Origin of the sequence: Coleofasciculus sp. G1-WW12-02 (assembly GCF_040219735.1) — a bacterium.
In the GTDB taxonomy this organism is placed as follows: Bacteria; Cyanobacteriota; Cyanobacteriia; order Cyanobacteriales; family Coleofasciculaceae; genus Coleofasciculus.
The window spans coordinates 57,951-76,858 of the sequence record NZ_JAVJRX010000100.1 but is presented as its reverse complement, the minus strand read 5'-3'; the positions used below and the strand labels follow the sequence as shown (position 1 = coordinate 76,858).

The window sequence follows — 18,908 nt, the reverse complement described above, 5'->3', positions numbered from 1 at the left end:
CTAGCTAATGTATTTAGTAAAATCCTCAATAAGCATAGCCCCTTATTTTACTATGTTTGAGAAATGGCACATTGGCTCAATGCAGATTTCTCATCATCAATCCCATACAGAATAACCTTGGGCATAATGATCAATCCCCAGAAAACCATTTTTTCGGGCAAAATATCATAGCCAATTTCTATTAATCGTAACCCTGGACACATAACTGACACCGTTTTCACGAAACTATTTGATGTAGGGTAGGCAAGTAGGATAAAGCCTGAAAAGCTGAACAAGAGACTTGCTGGAACTTGCCCATCCCACGTTAACTTGGAATTATTGCCACAGGTGCAAATTGTCAACTAACTATGGAGGTATAAATTATGTTAGCGAAACAGGATACCAGTATCTTGCACACCCGAATCGACTGACCGAGCCGCTCTTGCCTCATTGTTCTCTCAATGTTAACTTAAATAAATTTAAGTTTCATTTCTTTACATCTAGCGCTAACCTAGATTGACATCTCGTCAAATCGAGCGATGAGGTAAAGTACTTCATAAGCGTTAGCTACAATTAGGCTGAAGCTTCTACACCTTGTTGTGTTGACTCCAATGCCAGCGCCAAGAGCAATCCTGTCAGAGACAGGGCATAATCGTCATCACACAGGTGAATTGAACCCTATTGAATTGTCAGAGCATCCAATGAACATTAGTCAGCAATTAAGCAGACTCAAAAGAGGCATCTTCAGAATCAAAAGATTCCCTCGTTTTTTAATCTTACTGATTGCCTCAATTGCCGCAATTCAGTTTCTAATTCTCCCAGCATTGACCCAACAACCCGTCACAGTCCAAGTATTGATGAGCGCCCTAGAAGCATCCCAGTGGCAACCTTTTGTGGAGGACTTTGAACAACAAAATCCAGGCATCAATCTGGAAATCATCGAAGGACCGAATGAAACTAACTTGGTTGAAGACCTCTATACCTCGGCTTTCTTACTAGGAAAATCTCCTTACGATCTCGTTTATCTAGACATTGTTTGGGTGCCAAAATTTGCCGCCGCCGGATGGTTAATGCCTCTGTCCGACCGAGTTTCTGAAGACCAATTAGCAGAGTTTTTGCAAGGGGATGTAGAGGGGGGACGCTACAACGGTGAACTTTATCGGATGCCCTTCCGTTCCGACGGGGGTATGCTCTACTACCGTACTGACTTATTAAAGCAAGGTGGATACGAACCCCCCGAAACTTTTGACGAACTCATGCAAATCTCCCAAGCTTTGCAACAACAAACAGACATTGATTTGGGGTATTTATGGCAAGGGAAGCAGTACGAAGGATTGTCTGCTATGTTTGTGGAAATCCTGGAAGGATTTGGTGGCTTTTGGGTGAATCCAGACACATTAGAAGTTGGACTTGATCAACCCGAAGCTATCCAAGCTGTCGAATTTTTACGCAATACCATTGACAAAGGCGTTTCTCCCCCTGGTGTCACCACTTACGCCGAAGAAGAAACCCGGCGCATCTTCCAAAACGGTGAAGCTATTTTCTTGCGAAATTGGCCCTACGTTTACACATTAGCAGCCGACTCAGAAATTGCGGGTCAATTTGCAATCAAGCCGATGGTACACCAACCTAATGATAGCAGTGGTGCTTGCCAAGGTGGATGGGGACTGGGTATTTCTAAATCGACGAAACACGCCGACGAAGCCTGGAAAGTGATTGAATTCTTTAACCGTCCGGAGGTACAACAACAATTCATATTGGCAACAGGCTATGCTCCAGCTCTCAAATCCCTTTATACCGATCCCGAACTGGTGGCTAAATATAGTTACCTTCCCAAACTTTTAGAAGTTCTGGAAAAAGCGGTTCTGCGTCCACCCATCGCCCAATATGCTCAAACCTCGGATATTTTACAGCGTTATCTGAGTGCAGCGATTACGCAAAGCCTAAGTGCAGAAGAAGCCATGAATCGGGCAGCCCAGGAGACTCGTAGACTCTTGGGAGATTAATGTGAAGCAGCAGGTTTCACGGCTAGTTGTAAGTCAATAAAGTCACTATGAAACAAGGTTCAATTCGGCAAAAAGAGATCCGAACGGGTTGGTTACTAACCCTACTCGCCATACTTATCTTGGTAATGGTATTTGCCTATCCCATTGGACGGGCATTTTGGTTGAGTCTATTCACTCAAAATTTGGGTACTGAGTTGCAGCCAGAGTTTTCCGGACTGGCAAATTATGCACGGCTTTTGGGTGATGGGCGCTTCTGGCAAAGCATCTGGCACACGACCGTTTTTACGGTGTCCTCGATTCTGGTTGAATTAGTGCTAGGAATGGCAATTGCCCTAGTTCTAAATCAAGCCTTTTTTGGACGAGGTTTAGTTCGCACGGCTGCACTCATTCCCTGGGCGTTACCAACAGCCGTCATGGGGTTAGCTTGGCAGTGGATTTTCAATGATCAGTATGGCGTTGCCAACGATATTTTGCGATTTTTACCCGTCGTTGACCCGGTAACTTGGTTGGGTGAACCTAATTTAGCAATGGTGGCATTGATTGCGGCTGATGTCTGGAAAACAACGCCTTTTTTTGCGATCATTCTGCTGGCAGGATTGCAATCAATTTCTGAGGATCTTTATGAAGCTCATGCTATTGATGGAGCCTCTCCACTACAAAGCTTTGTGCAAATCACCTTACCTTTGCTAACCCCACAAATCCTGATTGCCTTATTATTTCGATTTGCTCAAGCCTTCGGTATTTTTGATTTGATCCTAGTGATGACGGGAGGGGGTCCAGCTAATGCTACGGAAATGATCTCACTCTATATTTACGACACGGTGAGGCGCTATCTGGATTTTGGTTACGGTGCTGCTTTGGTGGTCGTAACATTTCTATTGCTGATTATCGCCGTAGCAATTGTCGCATTTTTGCTCTCAAAAACCCGGCTTAATGTTTTAGGAGACCAATAGATTAACCATGGCAATCGCTCAACAATCATCATCACAAAAAAAGTCACGAATCAATACCAAGCAAATTATGCTCTGGGTTGGTGTTGTCTTAACGCTAATCTTTTGCCTCGCGCCAGCCCTTTGGCAAGTTCTCACGTCATTCAAGGTGAATGAGGCAATTTCGGCAATTCCTAATGTCTATTTTCCCGCGCCAGATCAACTCACTTGGACTCACTACACGCAGCTATTTGATCGTTATCCCTTTTGGCGTTATATCTTCAATAGCGCCCTTGTTTCCTTAACCTCCACCTTCTTGTGTTTAATCGCCGGAGCGCCTGCCGCTTATGCATTGGCACGGTTAAGACTTCCGGGAGAGCAGATTGTTCTAGGCTGTGTCCTCGTCGTCAGTCTCTTTCCCTACGTGCTACTGTTTCTGGGGCTGCTAGAGGTGGTGAAACTTTTCGGCTTGGGAAATAACTACATCGCCTTAATTGTTCCCTATACCGGAATTAATTTACCGCTGACTATTTTGGTTCTACGGAGTTTCTTTCAGCAGCTACCTAAAGACTTAGAAGATTCGGCTAAGGTTGATGGATACAACACAGTACAAATGCTGCTGAAAATTGTTCTGCCGATGACCATCCCTGCCCTGGTAACGACGGGAATTTTGACATTTATCTTTGCCTGGAATGAATTTATCTTTGCCTTGACGTTTATTACTCAAAATGAAATGAAAACTATCCCGGTGGCAGTGGCTCAAATCGGTGGCACATCTGTATTTGAAATCCCTTACGGTCCGATCGCGGCGGCGACAGTAGCTGGAACGTTGCCCCTGATTGTGTTAGTCCTCCTCTTCCAGCGTCGCATTGTTCAAGGAATCACGGCTGGGGCAGTTAAAGGATGAGGTTGTAGGGGCGACTCGCTTGCACAAATTAACAACTGTGTCCATTCAATAAAATCGGGTCGCCCTTTACTCAAGTTTCCTTGACATGCTCCCATTTAAAACTCAATAGGTAAAAATCATGGCAAAACTAGAATTACAGAATTTACGCAAAGAATACAATCCCAAAACAGTGCCGATTAAAGACATCAGCTTAGAGGTTGAAGATGGTGAATTTATGACATTTATCGGACCCTCTGGCTGTGGCAAATCCACATTACTACGATTAATTGCTGGATTGGAAACCCCAACCAAGGGTAGAGTTGTAATCAGTGGACAAACGGTCAACACTGTCCCTCCCGGCGATCGCAACATTGCCATGGTTTTCCAGAGTTACGCCCTCTATCCCCACATGACTGTAGAGGAAAATATCGGCGCTTCTCTGAGAATCCGTAAAACCCCTAGCGATGAAATTCGCAAACGCATTGATGATGTCATTCTCAAGCTAGATTTAGACCGTTCCTTACTCGAACGCAAACCCCGTCAACTCTCTGGTGGACAACGACAACGGGTAGCGGTTGCCCGCGCCTTAGTTCGGGAACCGGAAGTCTTTTTATTAGATGAACCCTTGAGTAACTTAGATGCCCTGCTGCGAGAACAAGTTCGGGCAGAACTCAAGCAACTATTTAAATCTCAAAACAAACCCGTTGTCTATGTTACCCACGACCAAACCGAGGCAATGACTCTCTCTACTCGCATTGCCTTACTTTACGAGGGCGTATTGCAACAGCTTGATACTCCCTATCAGATTTATACCTACCCCGCTAATAGTTTTGTTGCTAGTTTCATGGGCAGTCCCCAAATGAACCTACTAACCCTTAGCTGTCAGGAGAATTATGCTATTCTGGGTGACTTTAAACTGAAACTGCCCAACTTGCCGAAAAAACCACGCCAAATTATCATGGGTATTCGTCCCGAAAATGTGCGGATTGCCAGAGAAGGAGATAACCAAATCATTAAGGGTAACGTGTATCTCGTTGAAGATATGGGCAAAGAAAAACTGATTAGCGTGCGGATGAGGGGTTCCCAAGGGTCAGAAGGTAAGACAATTCGGGCGTTGTTACCCGCTGATCACTACTGGGATGGTGAAGAAGATACGGTGACTCTAGCCCTACCGGAGAAAACGATGCACTGGTTTGATGTAGAATCAGGCGATCGCTTCACCCATCACTCCTAACCTATCCAGTCTCGAAACTGACGACAGTCGGGGCGGGTTTAGTCACATTTTTTGTGCAACCGAAAAGATAATCGTCAAACCCGCCCCTACACCTTACTTTTCACTTTTCACGGGATCTGGAAAACCTCTCTGGAAAACCTCTATGATCTATAAGTGGGCGTCTAGTCGAAAAATCATCACATGGACTTTCTAGAACTTGATCCCGGTCACGTCGATATTATTCTCCAATACCAAGCTGAGTTAGAAAAGCTAGGTGTTAAACTCAATGATGAACAGTTAAAAGAAACAATTTACAACTATTCTCATAATTTAGAACCGTCGATTCAAGCATTCATCGAGTATTGCGCCAAGGGAGAACTTGAGAAACCGAATGATTATCTGATCAAAGCCTTACGCTACGGTTGGAAACCGCGAAACATCTCAAATCCCCCTCGATTACCTGTCTTTACGGAGGCTGATTTTGATACAGGGCATACTCTGGAAGAACGACAAGAGAACTACCGTCGATTGTGTGACTTGGTGAAACATTCTTGTCATCCCAGCAAAACCCCAACCCGATTTAAACCATTGCGTCGTCTGCGTCTCTATAATCAACGACCCGATCTCACAACTGTTGCCCAATTCATGGCAGATCCCATTCTTCGACCCGAAATAGAACGGGCAATTTCCCAGCATCCGGAGTGGGGTTATCAAATTACACCCAATGGCGTTCAAGAACTAGAATTTTGAATTCCCTGTGCCTTGACATAAACATAAACAAATGACAAATAACCAATGAGTGAAACTTCTATCCGTCCGGCTTTAATTAACAAAGTCATCCCCAACTCCATCGCGGCTGAGGTGGGGTTTGAACCGGGTGACGCCATTATCTCGATCAATGGTACAGCTCCCCGCGACTTAATCGACTATCAATTTCTATGTGCCGATGAAATACTGGAATTAGAAGTCCTAGATGCGGCGGGAAAAACCCATTCTCTAGAAATTGAGAAAGACTACGACGAGGATTTAGGGTTAGAATTTGAAACCGCCTTATTTGACGGCTTAATCCAATGTAATAACCGCTGTCCCTTTTGCTTCATTGACCAACAACCCCCTGGAAAGCGGCAAAGTTTATATCTCAAAGACGACGACTATCGCCTCAGCTTTCTCTATGGCTCATACTTAACCCTAACCAACCTCACTCAAAGCGAATGGAATCGGATAGAACGCCTGCGTCTATCTCCTTTGTATGTGTCCATCCACGCCACGGAACCGGAAATTCGCAGCCGATTACTCAAAAATCCTCGTGCTGGGCAGATTTTAGACCAGTTGCAATGGTTTCAGGAACGGAGACTGCAAATTCATGCTCAAGTTGTGGTTTGTCCCGGTATTAATGATGGCATTCATTTAGAACAAACCCTGAAAGATTTAGCCCAATTCCAACAAAATGAAGTCCCGGCTGTGGCTTCAGTTGCCGTTGTTCCTGTGGGATTAACTCGCTTTCGCCCTTCAGAAGATGAATTAATTCCTGTCAGTCGAGAAAAAGCCGCAGAGGTTATCCAGAAAGTTCAATCCCTACAAACAAAATTTCGCCAGCAATTCGGCTCTACATTTGCTTGGTTAGCCGATGAATGGTTTTTAATCGCTAAACAGGAATTACCACCAGAATCTCATTACGAAGATTATCCCCAAATCGGTAATGGTGTGGGTTCAATTCGCCAGTTTATTAAACAATTTCAAGATGCAGCAACGCGGATATTACCCAGCCGTGTAGAACCTGAGCGAGAATTAACCTGGGTGGTAGGTAATGCGGTGGAAACGGCGTTTGTTCCTCTATTGCAGCAGTTAAATAAGGTTGAGGGATTGGATGTCAAACTAGCAGCGCTACGGAGTGAATATTGGGGACAAGAGATTACAGTTACAGGGTTGTTAACCGGACAAGATTTACTCAACCAATTGTCAGGGAAAGACTTCGGCGACGGGATTTTGCTCCCTGCACTGATGCTCAAACATGATGATACAAGGTTTTTAGATGATATGACGGTAGCAGAGGTAAGTCGTCAGCTAGGAACGCAAATTTTAGTCGTCCAGGGAATTGAGGAATTGCTGGAGCATTGTAGGGCAATAAAACTATAATCTGGCTAAAATTTACAGTCAACTTTAAAGCTATTCCTAATTTTAGGTAAAATTTATAGCATTAACTAAGTGCGTTTTTCAAGCATATCAGCTAAAAGTGCAAACATAGTAATTTGGGTAGCAGCAATCAAAAGAATAAGTGTCCTTTCTGTAAGATTTTCGCGAACAAAAATATCTTGAATAAAGGTAAAAAAGAACCCCAGCCAAAATAATCCTGCGATAGGAATAAACACTCTTAAAGGAGCAAAGTAAACTCCCGTTCGCAGAATTAATTGAATAAAACGCAAGGTATCGCGTATTGGCTTAATCTTGCTTTTACCCTGACGATGATAAAAGTTAATGGGTTCGTAATGTACGATATAGTTATTCGCTAGCATGGCTACTGTAATGGTGGTCGTGAAGCTAAATGTGTCTGGCAGTATCTTCAGAAAGCGTTTGACCACACTCTTGTGAAAAACTCGCAGTCCACTGTTGAGATCGGGAATTCGACTATTTGTGATCCATTCAGCAAAGCGAATGAGAAACCATTTCGGTATTTTCCGCAGATTTGAATAGTGAACCTGAGGACCAATCCTCGCTCCCACAACCATATCGGCATTTTGGGTTAAAGCAACCAGATGGGGAATCATTTCGTTGGGATAGGTGCCATCAGCATCGGTAATCACAATTAAGGGATACTTAGCTTGTCGAATTCCTGTCTTTAGCGCCGCACCATATCCCCGATTCCGGCGGTGTTCAATGACTCTAACATTAAAGCAGGAGCGCAGCAGTTCACCCGTTCCGTCGGTGGAACCATCATTAACAGCGATAATCTCATACTCGCCGTTAATAGATTTCAGAGTGTTCTGGAGATGATCGATGGTGAGGGTAATGCCTTTTTCTTCGTTGTAAACGGGAAGGATGAGGGAAAATGGCGGACAGTTTGCCGTTAAACCATTACGGCTAGAGGATAATTTTTGGTTGACTTGGCTACTTTCGTGCATGATAAATAAGCCTGGGAGTAAAAATCCCGTCTAGTGTTTTCAAAATTTATCATGACTTCTTGTATTTAGGGTTCGGCTACCTCTTTTTGACCTGATCACTCCCAAATCGACTGCATTTATTCTCATAAATATGAGTTAAGCTGAAGGGTGGAGTCTGGTATAAGTGTGAGCATCGACGGTGATTTCTCAGGATTTTCTCAAAACCATTGCGACTGAACGGGGTCTATCCAAGTCTGAATTAGAGGTTTTGTCCTTGGCGATGGAGGGTCATGGAACGGCTGCGATCGCGTCTCATCTTCAGATTAGTGGAGATGCTGTGCGTAAGCGGCTTAGCGAAGTCTACCAAAAGTTTAAAATTCCGGGTAGAGGTCCAGTTAAACTGACCAAATTGCAACAAATCCTGGTTAACCGCTATCAAGAGTATCTCCAGCAGCAAAAGGATACCCCAAACCGTCCCCCTGTTTCCCAGAGTCCCCCTACCTCACCCCAGCCGCAAAATCGCCGAGATTGGGGTGAAGCACCGGATGTTTCCGTATTCTACGGGCGTGGTGATGAACTGAAAACCCTGGAACGCTGGATTATTCAGGAAGGCTGTCGCTTGGTGGCGCTGTTGGGGATGAGTGGTATTGGTAAAACGGCGTTATCGGTGAAGTTGGCGAAACAGCTACAGGATAAGTTTCAGGTTGTCAGGTGGCGATCGCTACGTCAAGCGCCTTCTGTGTCTGATCTTCTCGCCGCCTTAATTCAAGACTTATCCCAGCAACCGGAAACGGTAATCCCTAAAACCCCTGATCAGCGCATCTCCTGGCTGATTGACTATTTCCGACAACACCGTTGTTTAGTCATTTTAGATGGTGTGGAATCGATTTTACAAAGTGGGGAATTAGCCGGGATTTACCGAGAAAGCTATGAAGGGTATGGTGATTTTTTTCGACGTTTAGGACAAGAACCCCATCAAAGCTGTGTACTAATCACGTCTCAGGAGAAACTGAATGAAATTTCGTTATTAGAAGGTGAAACCTCACCGGTTCGTTCATCTAAGTTAGAAGGCTTGGGAGAGGCGGCTCGATTCATTTTAAAGGAAAAAGGATTATCCGGCGAGAAAAAATGGCAACCGTTAATTCAAGGCTATCGCGGTAATCCGTTTATGCTCAAGCTGGTGGCGACGACGATTAAGGAAGTTTTTGATGGTGATGTGACGGATTTTTTATCAACGACGTTGTTTACCCACGATATTAGTGATTTCATTGAGGAAATTTTAGACCGCTTATCGGAATTAGAAGAAAGAGTATTGGTTTATCTGGCTCATCAAAAAGAGCCGATTTCGTTTAAAGCACTGCAACAGCAGTTTAGCGACACATCGCCCCAGGAAGTGATTCGGGCGCTGGGTTCCCTGAGTCAGCGATCGCTAGTGGAGAAGTCGGAGGGTCGATTCATTTTACCACCAGCCGTTCGGGAAGTGACACTGCAATTAATGACTCCGTTGGAGGAGTAAAGCCACGGCGATTGAAATCGCTGCTACACAAACAAAGTCCGCCTACGCGGACTGACTTATAGCTGGGGTGGGAAACTTGGATTTAGTATAATTACTGCTGCAAATCTTGTAAATTAATTTCAACTAGATTTTTCCGTTCTCTAACATTTTTAATAGCTCCTAAAAGCCTAGTTTTGTTGGCTTCTGATTTTAAAAGATACTCAGTTTCATCAAATTCTGACACAATAATTTCAATCTCTTTATCTCCAAATTTTGTTTTTATTTCTTCCAGGAAATTACGATCGATTTCGTTTGCTTTTAAACGATAAATGGTTGACATTGTTGTTTCCTATTTGTAGTTTTGACAATTATAAAGTACGGAGGTGTCCACAATTGATGAACGCCGACTACTCTGGCAAATCTGGTTCAACGCCTAACTCTTTGAGTCTAGCTCGTAATTCTGTTACCTGCTGTTGTGCTAATTCCCTCTGCTGTCGTTCTATCTCCGCTTGTTTTTGGGCAGCTTCAGCTTGTTTCTGGGCAATTTCTGCCCTCTCTTCTGGTGTGGCTACGAGTTGACCTTGTGGGCTGAAAAAACGCAGTTTTGACTCATAAACTCCCAAAAATAGTTCCAACTGACGACTCCATAACCATCCTTGATTAGTGGGTTCTATCGGTTGGTACTCACCCGCCATAAGCAGAAACCCCTGAAACTCCAACGTGTCTGGATGAAACCAAAAATATTCGGGGGTGCGGAAGGTATCCTGGTAAAGTTTTTTCTTAAAGTCTTTATCAATTTTGGCGGTGCTATCAGAAAGCAGTTCCACAATTACATTTGGATATTTACCCTGTTCTGCCCATAATATCCAGCTTTTGCGGGGTCGATTTTCTGTGCCTAACACAACAAAAAAATCGGGTTCTCTAAAGTCGCGCGTGGTGATGTGTTCTGGGCTAAAGTAAATGGTAAGATTGCCTGTAGCATAGAAGTCCGTGCGTTCTCGCCACCACCACTTGAGGCAAGCCAGCAGGAGTTCTATTTGATCTCGATGTAAATCACTTTCCAAGGGAGGTTCATCACTCAACAAATCAGATGGAGGAATAATAATATCCTCTGTGTCGTTAAGGGAAGTAATTTGATCTGTTGGTTGTGAATCCTTGGCGAGGGTCATCGGGAGAGACGATAAACGGCTATCTTTAGTTTACAGATTCGCTTATGAGCGGATAGCGCCTTGCTGCCAAATCCGTTTTTGTAATCTTACCCTTTCTGCTTCCCTTGTGCCCTATGCCCTAGAGAGTGGTATGCAACCGGACATGATAAGCTGCTATGCAGCTAAATCCAATAATTTAGCTCCTGAAACCCTTTGATAGCTTAGATTGCCTTATCAAATTAAATGCATTACAGCTTATCAGGGATTGGGTAGGGGATATCTACCTCATCCTTAAGAGTTATTTTAAGATTAAAATAAACAGATTATGGCAAGTCTGAGGAAAGTTTCTCTATGCGTTTTGCTTCAAACTCTACGCCCTTAACTCGCCAACACTGGTGGCTTGTCATTGTCTTATCTGGATTCGCCCTAATTTTAGCTCATGGAGTGGCACTTCTCTATCAGGTGCAACCGGGAATATCGCTATGGTTTTTCCCATCCGGAGTCGCGATCGCACTGACGCTCTGTTTTGAATGGATAGGACTTATCTTAACCGGCATCACCTCACTTGTCATCGCCCCGTTTTGGGGAAGTGGTGACTGGACAGGTTGGCTCAGAATCACTGATATAATAATTCCACTGATAACTTGGCTTCTTTATCGCCGACTTTGGCAGGGTTCGCTGTCACTCAAACGTCTCGCTGATGCCGTTGTCTTTATTTCTGCTACTCTCGCCGCCTGCACGACTTCCGCCACGGTTCACAGTCTAGGGTTGCTAGCTTGGGGAAAAATACCGCCGTCTACTCTACTACAGAACTTATCCTACAACTGGTTAGGGCAGGCAATGGGTATCCTCGCCGTAGCGCCAACTGCTCTTTTAATTCTCACCCGATTCTGGCAAAATCGAGGTTGGCTTCCTAATTCAGACCAAAAAAGTTCCTCTGTCTGGAGTCTCTGGCTGCATCAATGGCTGGAAATCTTGGCACTGGGGTGCTTAAGTATCGGTATCGCTACCCTCACCGTTTGGGCAACCTTTGATTCCGGCTTGACATTCGAGCGATTATTGTTTATTGGTTTTCTACCGATTCTCTGGGCAGCTATCCGCTTTGGTGCGATGGGTGGGATGCTCTTGGTTAGCTTTTCTATCGCGGTGACAGGGCTAGACTACCTAATTTTTTATCCTAGCGCCCTCTCCCTGTCCCCATTGCCCATTTCCGCAGACATTTTATCTTTGCACCAACTGAGTCTGCTGACGCAAGGTATTGTCAGTTTACTCCTGGGAGCGGCGATCGCACAACCCGAAACCCTTACCACCAAACCTGCGGCATATAGCGACTATCCCACTCGCGCTCAACTCAATGCTTTATTAACCAAAGCCTATACTCGCTTACAAGAATTTAACCAAAAATTGCGGCAGAGTGAAGAACGATTTCGCACCTCTGTGGAAAGTATGCTGGATTGTTTTGGTATTTATACCGCAATCCGCGATGAATCGGGTGAGATTGTGGATTTTCGCATCGATTATGTTAATGCCGCCGCTTGCCGTGATAACTTTTTAAGCAAACAGCAAATTGGGCAATCGTTATGCCAACTCTTGCCCGCTCATCGGGAAACTGGGCTATTTGCCGAATACTCTCAAGTAGTGGAAACAGGCGAACCCTTAATTAAAGAATCCCTGATTTACGAAGATAATTTTGCTCAGCAACGCCTGCGTCGCGCTTATGATATCCGGGCGACGAAGTTAGGAGATGGCTTTATTGCCACTTGGCGGGATATCACAGAAGGTAAGCAGGTTGAAGGCGAACGGCAACACCTGGCACATCAGGTGCAGCAGCAGGTGGGACTGTTGCAGGGTATTCTTCGCGCCTCTGTGGATCACATTTACCTCTATGACCGTCACGGCAAATACCTCTACGTCAGTGTATCAGCCGCCAAAGCCTTAGGACGACAGCCCAGTGACATGGTGGGTAAAACCTGGCAAGAGTTGGGTTTACCTGCAACCGTGATGGAATCCTATGATGCTCAACGCCAAGTGGTATTTGAAACCGGGCAAAGCCTGACTGATGAAATCAACTTCCCGACGGTGCAGGGAATCAGACAGTATGAGTACATTCTCTCACCCGTTGCCAATGCTGAGGGTACGATTGAGACAGTGGTGGCTACAGTTAGAGATATTACAGACCGCAAGCAAGCCGAAGTCCAACTCCAAGAACGGGAGGAATTATTCCGTACCTCAGTTGAGACAATGTTGGACTGTTTTGGCATTTACTCCGCCATACGCGATGAATCGGGTGAGGTTATTGATTTTCGCATCGACTATGTTAATGCGGCTGCCTGTAAAAACAACAGTTTAAACCAAAACCAGCAAATTGGTAGGGGACTGTGTGAAATCCTACCCGCCCATCAAGAAACGGGGCTATTTGCGGACTACTGTCAGGTTGTGGAAACTCGACAACCGTTAGTGAAAGAATCGGTTGCGTATGAAGATAACTATGGTCAACAGCGCCTGAGTCGAGTCTTTGATATTTGCATTGCCCCCTTTCGCGATGGGTTTATTGCCACTTGGAGAGATGTGACGGAACGCCAGCAAACCCAAGCTGAACTTTATCGTCGCCAACAGGAATTCCAAGCCCTGGTGGAAAATTCTCCGGATATTATTTGCCGATTTGATCAAGACTTACGTTTTATGTATGTCAACCCAGCCATAGAAGCGGTAACGGGATTGTCACGCCAAAGTTTTCTGGGCAAAACTTATCAGGAATTAGGCATCCCAGAACCCATAAGTACCCACGGGCAAACCACGCTGCGTGAAATATTTGCCACGGGACAAGAGCAAATTCCGGAGTTCAATTTCCTCACCCCCGATAATACAACTCGATACTATCAAGCCCGGATGGTGCCGGAATTGGCGGAAGATGGCATCGTTGAATCAATCTTGGCTATTGCCCGGGATATCACTGATATTAAACTTGCAGAAGCAGAACGCAATCAGCTACTGGTGCGGGAACAGGAAGCCCGTTCGGTGGCAGAAGCGGCGAATCGAACTAAGGATGAGTTTTTAGCTATAGTATCCCATGAATTGCGATCGCCTTTGAACGCAATTTTGGGTTGGGCGCAGTTACTTCGCATCCGCCAGTTGGATGCACAAAAGACAAATCGCGCCCTGGAGACGATTGAACGCAACGCCCAAGCCCAAGCCCAACTAATTGACGATTTACTGGATATTTCGCGGATTATTCGCGGTCAAATTCGCCTGAATATCTGTCCCACGAATCTGGTTGGTGTGATTGAAGCGGCGCTAGATACGGTGCGTCCCACGGCGACGGATAAACAGATTCAAATGGACTCCCGGCTTAATGCTTCTGGGGGTTGGGTTTCGGGTGACCCCAACCGCTTACAGCAAGTGATTTGGAACCTACTCTCAAATGCGGTCAAGTTTACCCCAGAAGGGGGACGAGTTGAGATTCATTTAGAACCAGTGGATCAATTTGCTCAAATCCGGGTCAAGGATACGGGTAAAGGAATTAATCCAGAGTTTTTGCCTCATATCTTTGAAAGCTTCCGCCAAGCCGATAGCACCACAGCCAGAAAACAAACCGGCTTAGGATTAGGATTAGCGATCGCGCAAAATCTGGTGAAACTGCAAGGTGGTACGATTCACGCTGAAAGCCCCGGAGAAGGACAAGGGGCGACGTTTATTGTCAAGTTACCTCTTTTGGATGATGACAACAAAAAAATGAATGCTCACGATGGAATTGATTCATCCTTGAACTTTGACGCCTCACTCCTAAGTCGGATACGAGTCTTAGTCGTCGATGATGATGCAGATACCCGTGAATTCTTGATCGCCCTTCTGGAACAGTACGGGGCAATGGTAACTGCAACAGCATCCGCAACTGAAGCGCTGGAACGGCTACAACAAATGAAATATGATCTGCTACTGAGTGACATTGGTATGCCCGGTGAAAATGGTTACAGGCTGATTCGCCAGATCAGGGCGTTACCGTTAGCCCAAGGGGGACAGATGCAGGCGGTGGCTGTCACCGCTTATGCTAGAGAAGAAGACCGTATGCAAGCCCTATCAGCAGGCTTCCAGATGCACATCTCTAAGCCGATTGAACCGAGGCAATTACTCAAGGTCATTGTCCGGCTAGCTGGAAGAACTGCCAGCACGCGAGATTTCCTCAATTGATTTGATGAACACTACGATCACTTATGGTACAGCATAAGCCCCACCAAAAAACCGATAATTAAGCCTGATGTATGACCCGTGAAACTTACCTGAGGAATTGATAGGTCAAAGACGACTTGAAAGGCAATAATAAATAAAATAAACCGCAAACGACGAGAGGCTAAACGCGATTTTTCGCGCCGCCATCCCTGAAGTAAAATAGCCGCCGTTGCGCCCACAATTCCCATCACTGATCCGGATGCCCCAACCACAAATTGCGCCTCAGAGTATCCAAAATGAGTGGCTAGAGATACCACAAACATCGAACCTATACCACTAATCAAGTAGAGCAGCAAATATCGCCACCCAGAGAGGGCATATTCGACAAAGGGTCCAAGGATATAAAGACCCAGCATATTCATTAATAGATGCGTAAATCCAAAGTGCAAAAATGTTGATGTCAATAACCGCCACCAAGCACCGTCGAGAACTTCCTGTGGCACTAATGCTCCGAGCGCATATAAAACCTGCTGATTTTCACTTCCGCCCAAGTGAATTTCAAATCCAAACACGATCAGGTTTAATCCAATAATTCCCCAAGTCGTATACGCTCTAGAACCCAGAAACCGTTCTCTAGAACCGTATCGCACCTGATGTTGGAGATTGAGTGTAAGTCGCCCTAGAATTTGCCGAGAATGTTGAGTTAAAACAGCATCAGGGTTGACAGGTGATTGGGATAAACGAGCTTGGATAGCATGGCGGTAGAGTCCAGTATGGCGGTTAGAAATAGCCCACAGTTGCTGACGCGCCCCCTCTACCTCTCCCGCCGCCCAATCCGTCGTAGCCAGCCAAAATCGGCGAATGTAATTTGGATAAAATGCTAAGGGTCCAGTGAGCAATTGTGCGACTTGGGCTTTTTGACCACAAAAGGCAAAGGCAAATAAATAAGCTTGACTCTGATTGATGCCGCGATCGCTTTGTTCTAAGATAGGTTCAAACCGCTCTAGTTGTGCGAGCAAGCCATTTAAGTCCCCCATTTCTCCCACGGCTCGCAGGTAGTACAGGATTATACTGGGATCATGTTCTAGGGCACTCTGTGATACGTTGGTTTCAATCCACTCCCGCAACTCTTGCCAACGCGCCTCCATTTTGTAGAGGGTGGCGATGGTGTGTCGCACCAGAGGACGATTGGTGGTTTTGTCGCGATTGATAATTGCCGTGGCTTCAGTGGTTGAACCTTGCTTGAGTTGTTCCAGCGTGTCCAACAATTCAGAAAATTGACGCCAATTCTGGGCGGGGTGCAGCCAACAGAGGAGTTTACCCAGTCGGCTAGCCAAGCCAAAGCGTTCCTGATATGCCAATTGATTCATGAGTCTAAACCCTAGAATCGGCATTAAAATCAACAACCCCCATAATCCCCCACCAATCCAACCTGCATTCTCTGGAGTGAGGACATACAAGACAGCAGTTGTGGCTAACACCAAACCGGAAACAATCATCCAGCTATGGATGTAGGGGGCTGAATCTGAAATCCTAGCACGACGCATTCCGACGATAATGTTCAGAATGCAAGAGGTGCAGACAATCCAGAGGAGTAACTGATTAATATCCATTTCTGGCGATTTGCGATCAGGCGGGGAGGAGTAGGCGACGTTCACCTTTTCCAGGATACCTGACCTAATAGGTTATCGCGGTTGTGGGAATTATCGGGTTCGGGGTTGTAGGGGCGAGTCGCTGAGCAAATATTCAGGTGTGACAATTAACCTGTCTCGACTCGCCCCAGTCTACGTGCAGATGGTTTTAAATAATTTCTGATACCTGATGCCGGGTTCTCCCGATAAGATGAATGGGTTGGTTGTGGGAATTTTGTTCAGGGGCAACCCCAATATTATTCGTCTTGAATTGACGGTATCATGGGTCGGGCGACCCGATCAAATTGATAGGTTGATTCTCCTATTTTAATACAGCGGGTCGCCCCTACAGATGTTGGCAAAACCCATAGACAATTAATTAACGATGACTCAACCGAAAATCGCTCCCTACGGTTCCTGGAACTCTCCCATCGCAGCCGAACTCATTGTGGCTGGTACGATTGGCTTAGGTAGTATTACCCTAGATGGTACGGATACCTACTGGATAGAAGCACGACCCATGGAAGCGGGACGTAATGTGATTGTACGCCGTCAGGTGAATGGCGCGATCGCAGATATTACCCCCTCGGCTTTTAATGTGCGTACTCGCGTTCACGAATATGGGGGTGGTGCTTACGCGGTTAAAGATGGCATTATTTATTTTGCTAATTATAAAGATCAGCGCCTTTACCAGCACACAAGTGATGCAGAACCCCAACCCATCACCCCAGAGTCAGCAGGAACTCTGCGCTATGCTGATATGGTGATTGACTCCCAGCGACAACGACTGATTTGTGTGCGCGAAGATCACAGTAGTGAGGGTGCAGAACCTGTTAACACCTTAGTCAGTATTCCTTTAAATAATAGTGACGCTATCCAAATTATCGCTACAGGAAATGACTTCTACGCCTCACCCCGCTTAAGTCCGGATGGTTCTCACTTAGCCTGGTTGAGTTGGAATCATCCCAATATGCCATGGGATGGGACACAATTGTGGGTGGCGCCGATTCAAGCAGATGGATTATTAGGTGAAGCCAAATGTATTGCAGGTGGAGTTGAGGAGTCAATCTTTCAACCGGAATGGTCACCCGATGGCACATTATACTTCGTTTGTGATCGGACAGGGTGGTGGAATCTTTATCGCTGGAATCAGAACCAGGTAGAATCCCTTTGGGAAATGGAGGCTGAGTTTGGTCTTCCCCAGTGGGTGTTTGGTATGTCTACTTATGGCATCTCATCGCGCGATCGCCTAATCTGTGCCTATACTGTCCAAGGTCGATGGCGCTTAGGAAGTATCGATCTACAGACGAAACAATTAAACCCGATTGAAACCCCTTATACCAGTATTTCATCGGTGCAAGTGACAGAAAATCGAGTCGTTTTTATTGGCGGTTCTGCAACCGAACCCACCGCCGTGGTACAAATGGACGTAGCCAGCCAACAGATAGAGGTTCTGCGTCAATCGACAACATTAGACATAGATAAAGGATATCTCTCCATACCCGAGGCGATCGCCTTTCCCACCGAAAACGGTCAAACGGCTTACGGCTTCTTCTATCCCCCTCAAAACCAAGAATATCAAGCACCCGAAACCGAGAAACCTCCCCTGATTGTCAAAAGTCACGGTGGACCGACTGCATCTACATCCAGTACCTTTAATCTAAAAATCCAATATTGGACGAGTCGCGGCTTTGCCTTCTTAGATGTTAACTATGGTGGAAGTACAGGGTATGGACGCGAATACCGCCAACGCCTCCAGAATCAATGGGGAATAGTCGATGTCGATGACTGCGCCAATGGTGCAAAGTACCTCGCTGAACAAGGATTCGTCGATGGAGAACGTTTAGCGATCGCAGGGGGTAGCGCTGGGGGTTATACTACATTAGCCGCTCTTACCTTCCGGGATATCTTTAAAGCCGGGGCGAGTTATTACGGCGTCAGCGACTTAGAAACCTTAGCCACCGATACCCACAAATTTGAATCTCGTTACCTGGATGGGTTAATTGGTGCCTATCCAGAACGCCAAGACTTGTACAAAGCGCGATCGCCTATTCATTTTACCGACCAACTGTCCTGTCCGGTGATTTTCTTCCAAGGGTTAGAAGATAAAGTGGTTCCCCCCAACCAAGCCGAGACGATGGTAGAGGCGTTAAAAGCCAAGGGATTACCCGTAGCTTATGTCACCTACCCAGAAGAACAGCATGGATTCCGAAGGGCACAAAACATCAAGCGCACCTTGGAAGCCGAGTTATACTTTTATTCGCGGATATTCGGTTTTGAGTTAGCCCAACCCATTGAACCCGTCGCGATTGAAAATTTTTAACTCCCATCAAGGGTTGTAGAGACGTTGCATGCA

14 protein-coding genes are annotated in these 18,908 nt (G+C 45.7%); 9 read left to right on the top strand and 5 right to left on the bottom strand.

Features of this window, described 5'->3' with window-relative positions; translation table 11 throughout:
* Positions 1-50: 50 nt before the first annotated feature.
* Complete coding sequence (locus RID09_RS16365; RefSeq protein ID WP_446336989.1) at positions 51-203, bottom strand: hypothetical protein; 153 nt, start codon at positions 201-203, stop codon at positions 51-53.
* Positions 204-680: 477 nt separating this feature from the next.
* Between RID09_RS16365 and RID09_RS16360 the strand changes: the two genes are divergently transcribed.
* The 6 genes from RID09_RS16360 (at position 681) to RID09_RS16335 (ending at position 7,149) form a co-directional block, all read left to right on the top strand.
* The gene (locus tag RID09_RS16360) at positions 681-1,985 is read left to right on the top strand and encodes an ABC transporter substrate-binding protein (protein ID WP_446336988.1); all 1,305 of its coding nucleotides are present in this window, start codon (positions 681-683) and stop codon (positions 1,983-1,985) included.
* Between the two features lie 47 nt (positions 1,986-2,032).
* Complete coding sequence (locus RID09_RS16355) at positions 2,033-2,938, top strand: carbohydrate ABC transporter permease (RefSeq protein ID WP_446336987.1); 906 nt, start codon at positions 2,033-2,035, stop codon at positions 2,936-2,938.
* 7 nt (positions 2,939-2,945) lie between these two features.
* Complete coding sequence (locus RID09_RS16350; RefSeq protein WP_446336986.1) at positions 2,946-3,821, top strand: carbohydrate ABC transporter permease; 876 nt, start codon at positions 2,946-2,948, stop codon at positions 3,819-3,821.
* Positions 3,822-3,939: 118 nt separating this feature from the next.
* A complete protein-coding gene (locus RID09_RS16345; RefSeq protein ID WP_446336985.1) occupies positions 3,940-5,034 on the top strand; it encodes an ABC transporter ATP-binding protein in 1,095 nt (364 codons plus the stop codon).
* A gap of 180 nt (positions 5,035-5,214) precedes the next feature.
* On the top strand, positions 5,215-5,763 hold the full coding sequence (locus tag RID09_RS16340; RefSeq protein WP_446336984.1) for a hypothetical protein: 549 nt from the start codon (positions 5,215-5,217) through the stop codon (positions 5,761-5,763).
* A 45-nt stretch (positions 5,764-5,808) separates the two neighbouring features.
* Positions 5,809-7,149, top strand: coding sequence for a TIGR03279 family radical SAM protein (locus RID09_RS16335; RefSeq protein ID WP_446336983.1), 1,341 nt, complete (start codon positions 5,809-5,811; stop codon positions 7,147-7,149).
* A 65-nt stretch (positions 7,150-7,214) separates the two neighbouring features.
* Here RID09_RS16335 and RID09_RS16330 read toward each other — a convergent pair whose 3' ends face one another.
* Positions 7,215-8,132: a glycosyltransferase family 2 protein gene (locus RID09_RS16330; protein WP_446336982.1), complete on the bottom strand. Its 918-nt coding sequence runs from the start codon at positions 8,130-8,132 to the stop codon at positions 7,215-7,217.
* A 178-nt stretch (positions 8,133-8,310) separates the two neighbouring features.
* On the opposite strand from RID09_RS16330, the gene RID09_RS16325 reads away from it, so the two are divergent.
* Entirely contained in the window at positions 8,311-9,627 is a 1,317-nt protein-coding gene (locus RID09_RS16325; protein WP_446336981.1) for an NB-ARC domain-containing protein, read from the top strand.
* A 91-nt stretch (positions 9,628-9,718) separates the two neighbouring features.
* On the opposite strand, the gene RID09_RS16320 is transcribed toward RID09_RS16325, so the two are convergent.
* On the bottom strand, positions 9,719-9,946 hold the full coding sequence (locus RID09_RS16320; protein ID WP_446336980.1) for a hypothetical protein: 228 nt from the start codon (positions 9,944-9,946) through the stop codon (positions 9,719-9,721).
* Between the two features lie 67 nt (positions 9,947-10,013).
* Positions 10,014-10,775, bottom strand: a complete 762-nt coding sequence (locus RID09_RS16315; RefSeq protein ID WP_446336979.1) for a Uma2 family endonuclease — start codon at positions 10,773-10,775, stop codon at positions 10,014-10,016.
* A 330-nt stretch (positions 10,776-11,105) separates the two neighbouring features.
* Here RID09_RS16315 and RID09_RS16310 point away from each other — a divergent pair, with 330 nt between their 5' ends.
* Positions 11,106-14,942: a PAS domain-containing protein gene (locus tag RID09_RS16310; RefSeq protein ID WP_446336978.1), complete on the top strand. Its 3,837-nt coding sequence runs from the start codon at positions 11,106-11,108 to the stop codon at positions 14,940-14,942.
* A gap of 17 nt (positions 14,943-14,959) precedes the next feature.
* Here RID09_RS16310 and RID09_RS16305 read toward each other — a convergent pair whose 3' ends face one another.
* Positions 14,960-16,579 carry a rhomboid family intramembrane serine protease gene (locus tag RID09_RS16305; protein WP_446336977.1) on the bottom strand — a complete coding sequence of 540 codons (1,620 nt, stop codon included), beginning with the start codon at positions 16,577-16,579 and terminating at the stop codon, positions 14,960-14,962.
* Positions 16,580-16,937: 358 nt separating this feature from the next.
* Between RID09_RS16305 and RID09_RS16300 the strand changes: the two genes are divergently transcribed.
* Complete coding sequence (locus RID09_RS16300; protein WP_446336976.1) at positions 16,938-18,875, top strand: S9 family peptidase; 1,938 nt, start codon at positions 16,938-16,940, stop codon at positions 18,873-18,875.
* Positions 18,876-18,908: the final 33 nt, after the last annotated feature.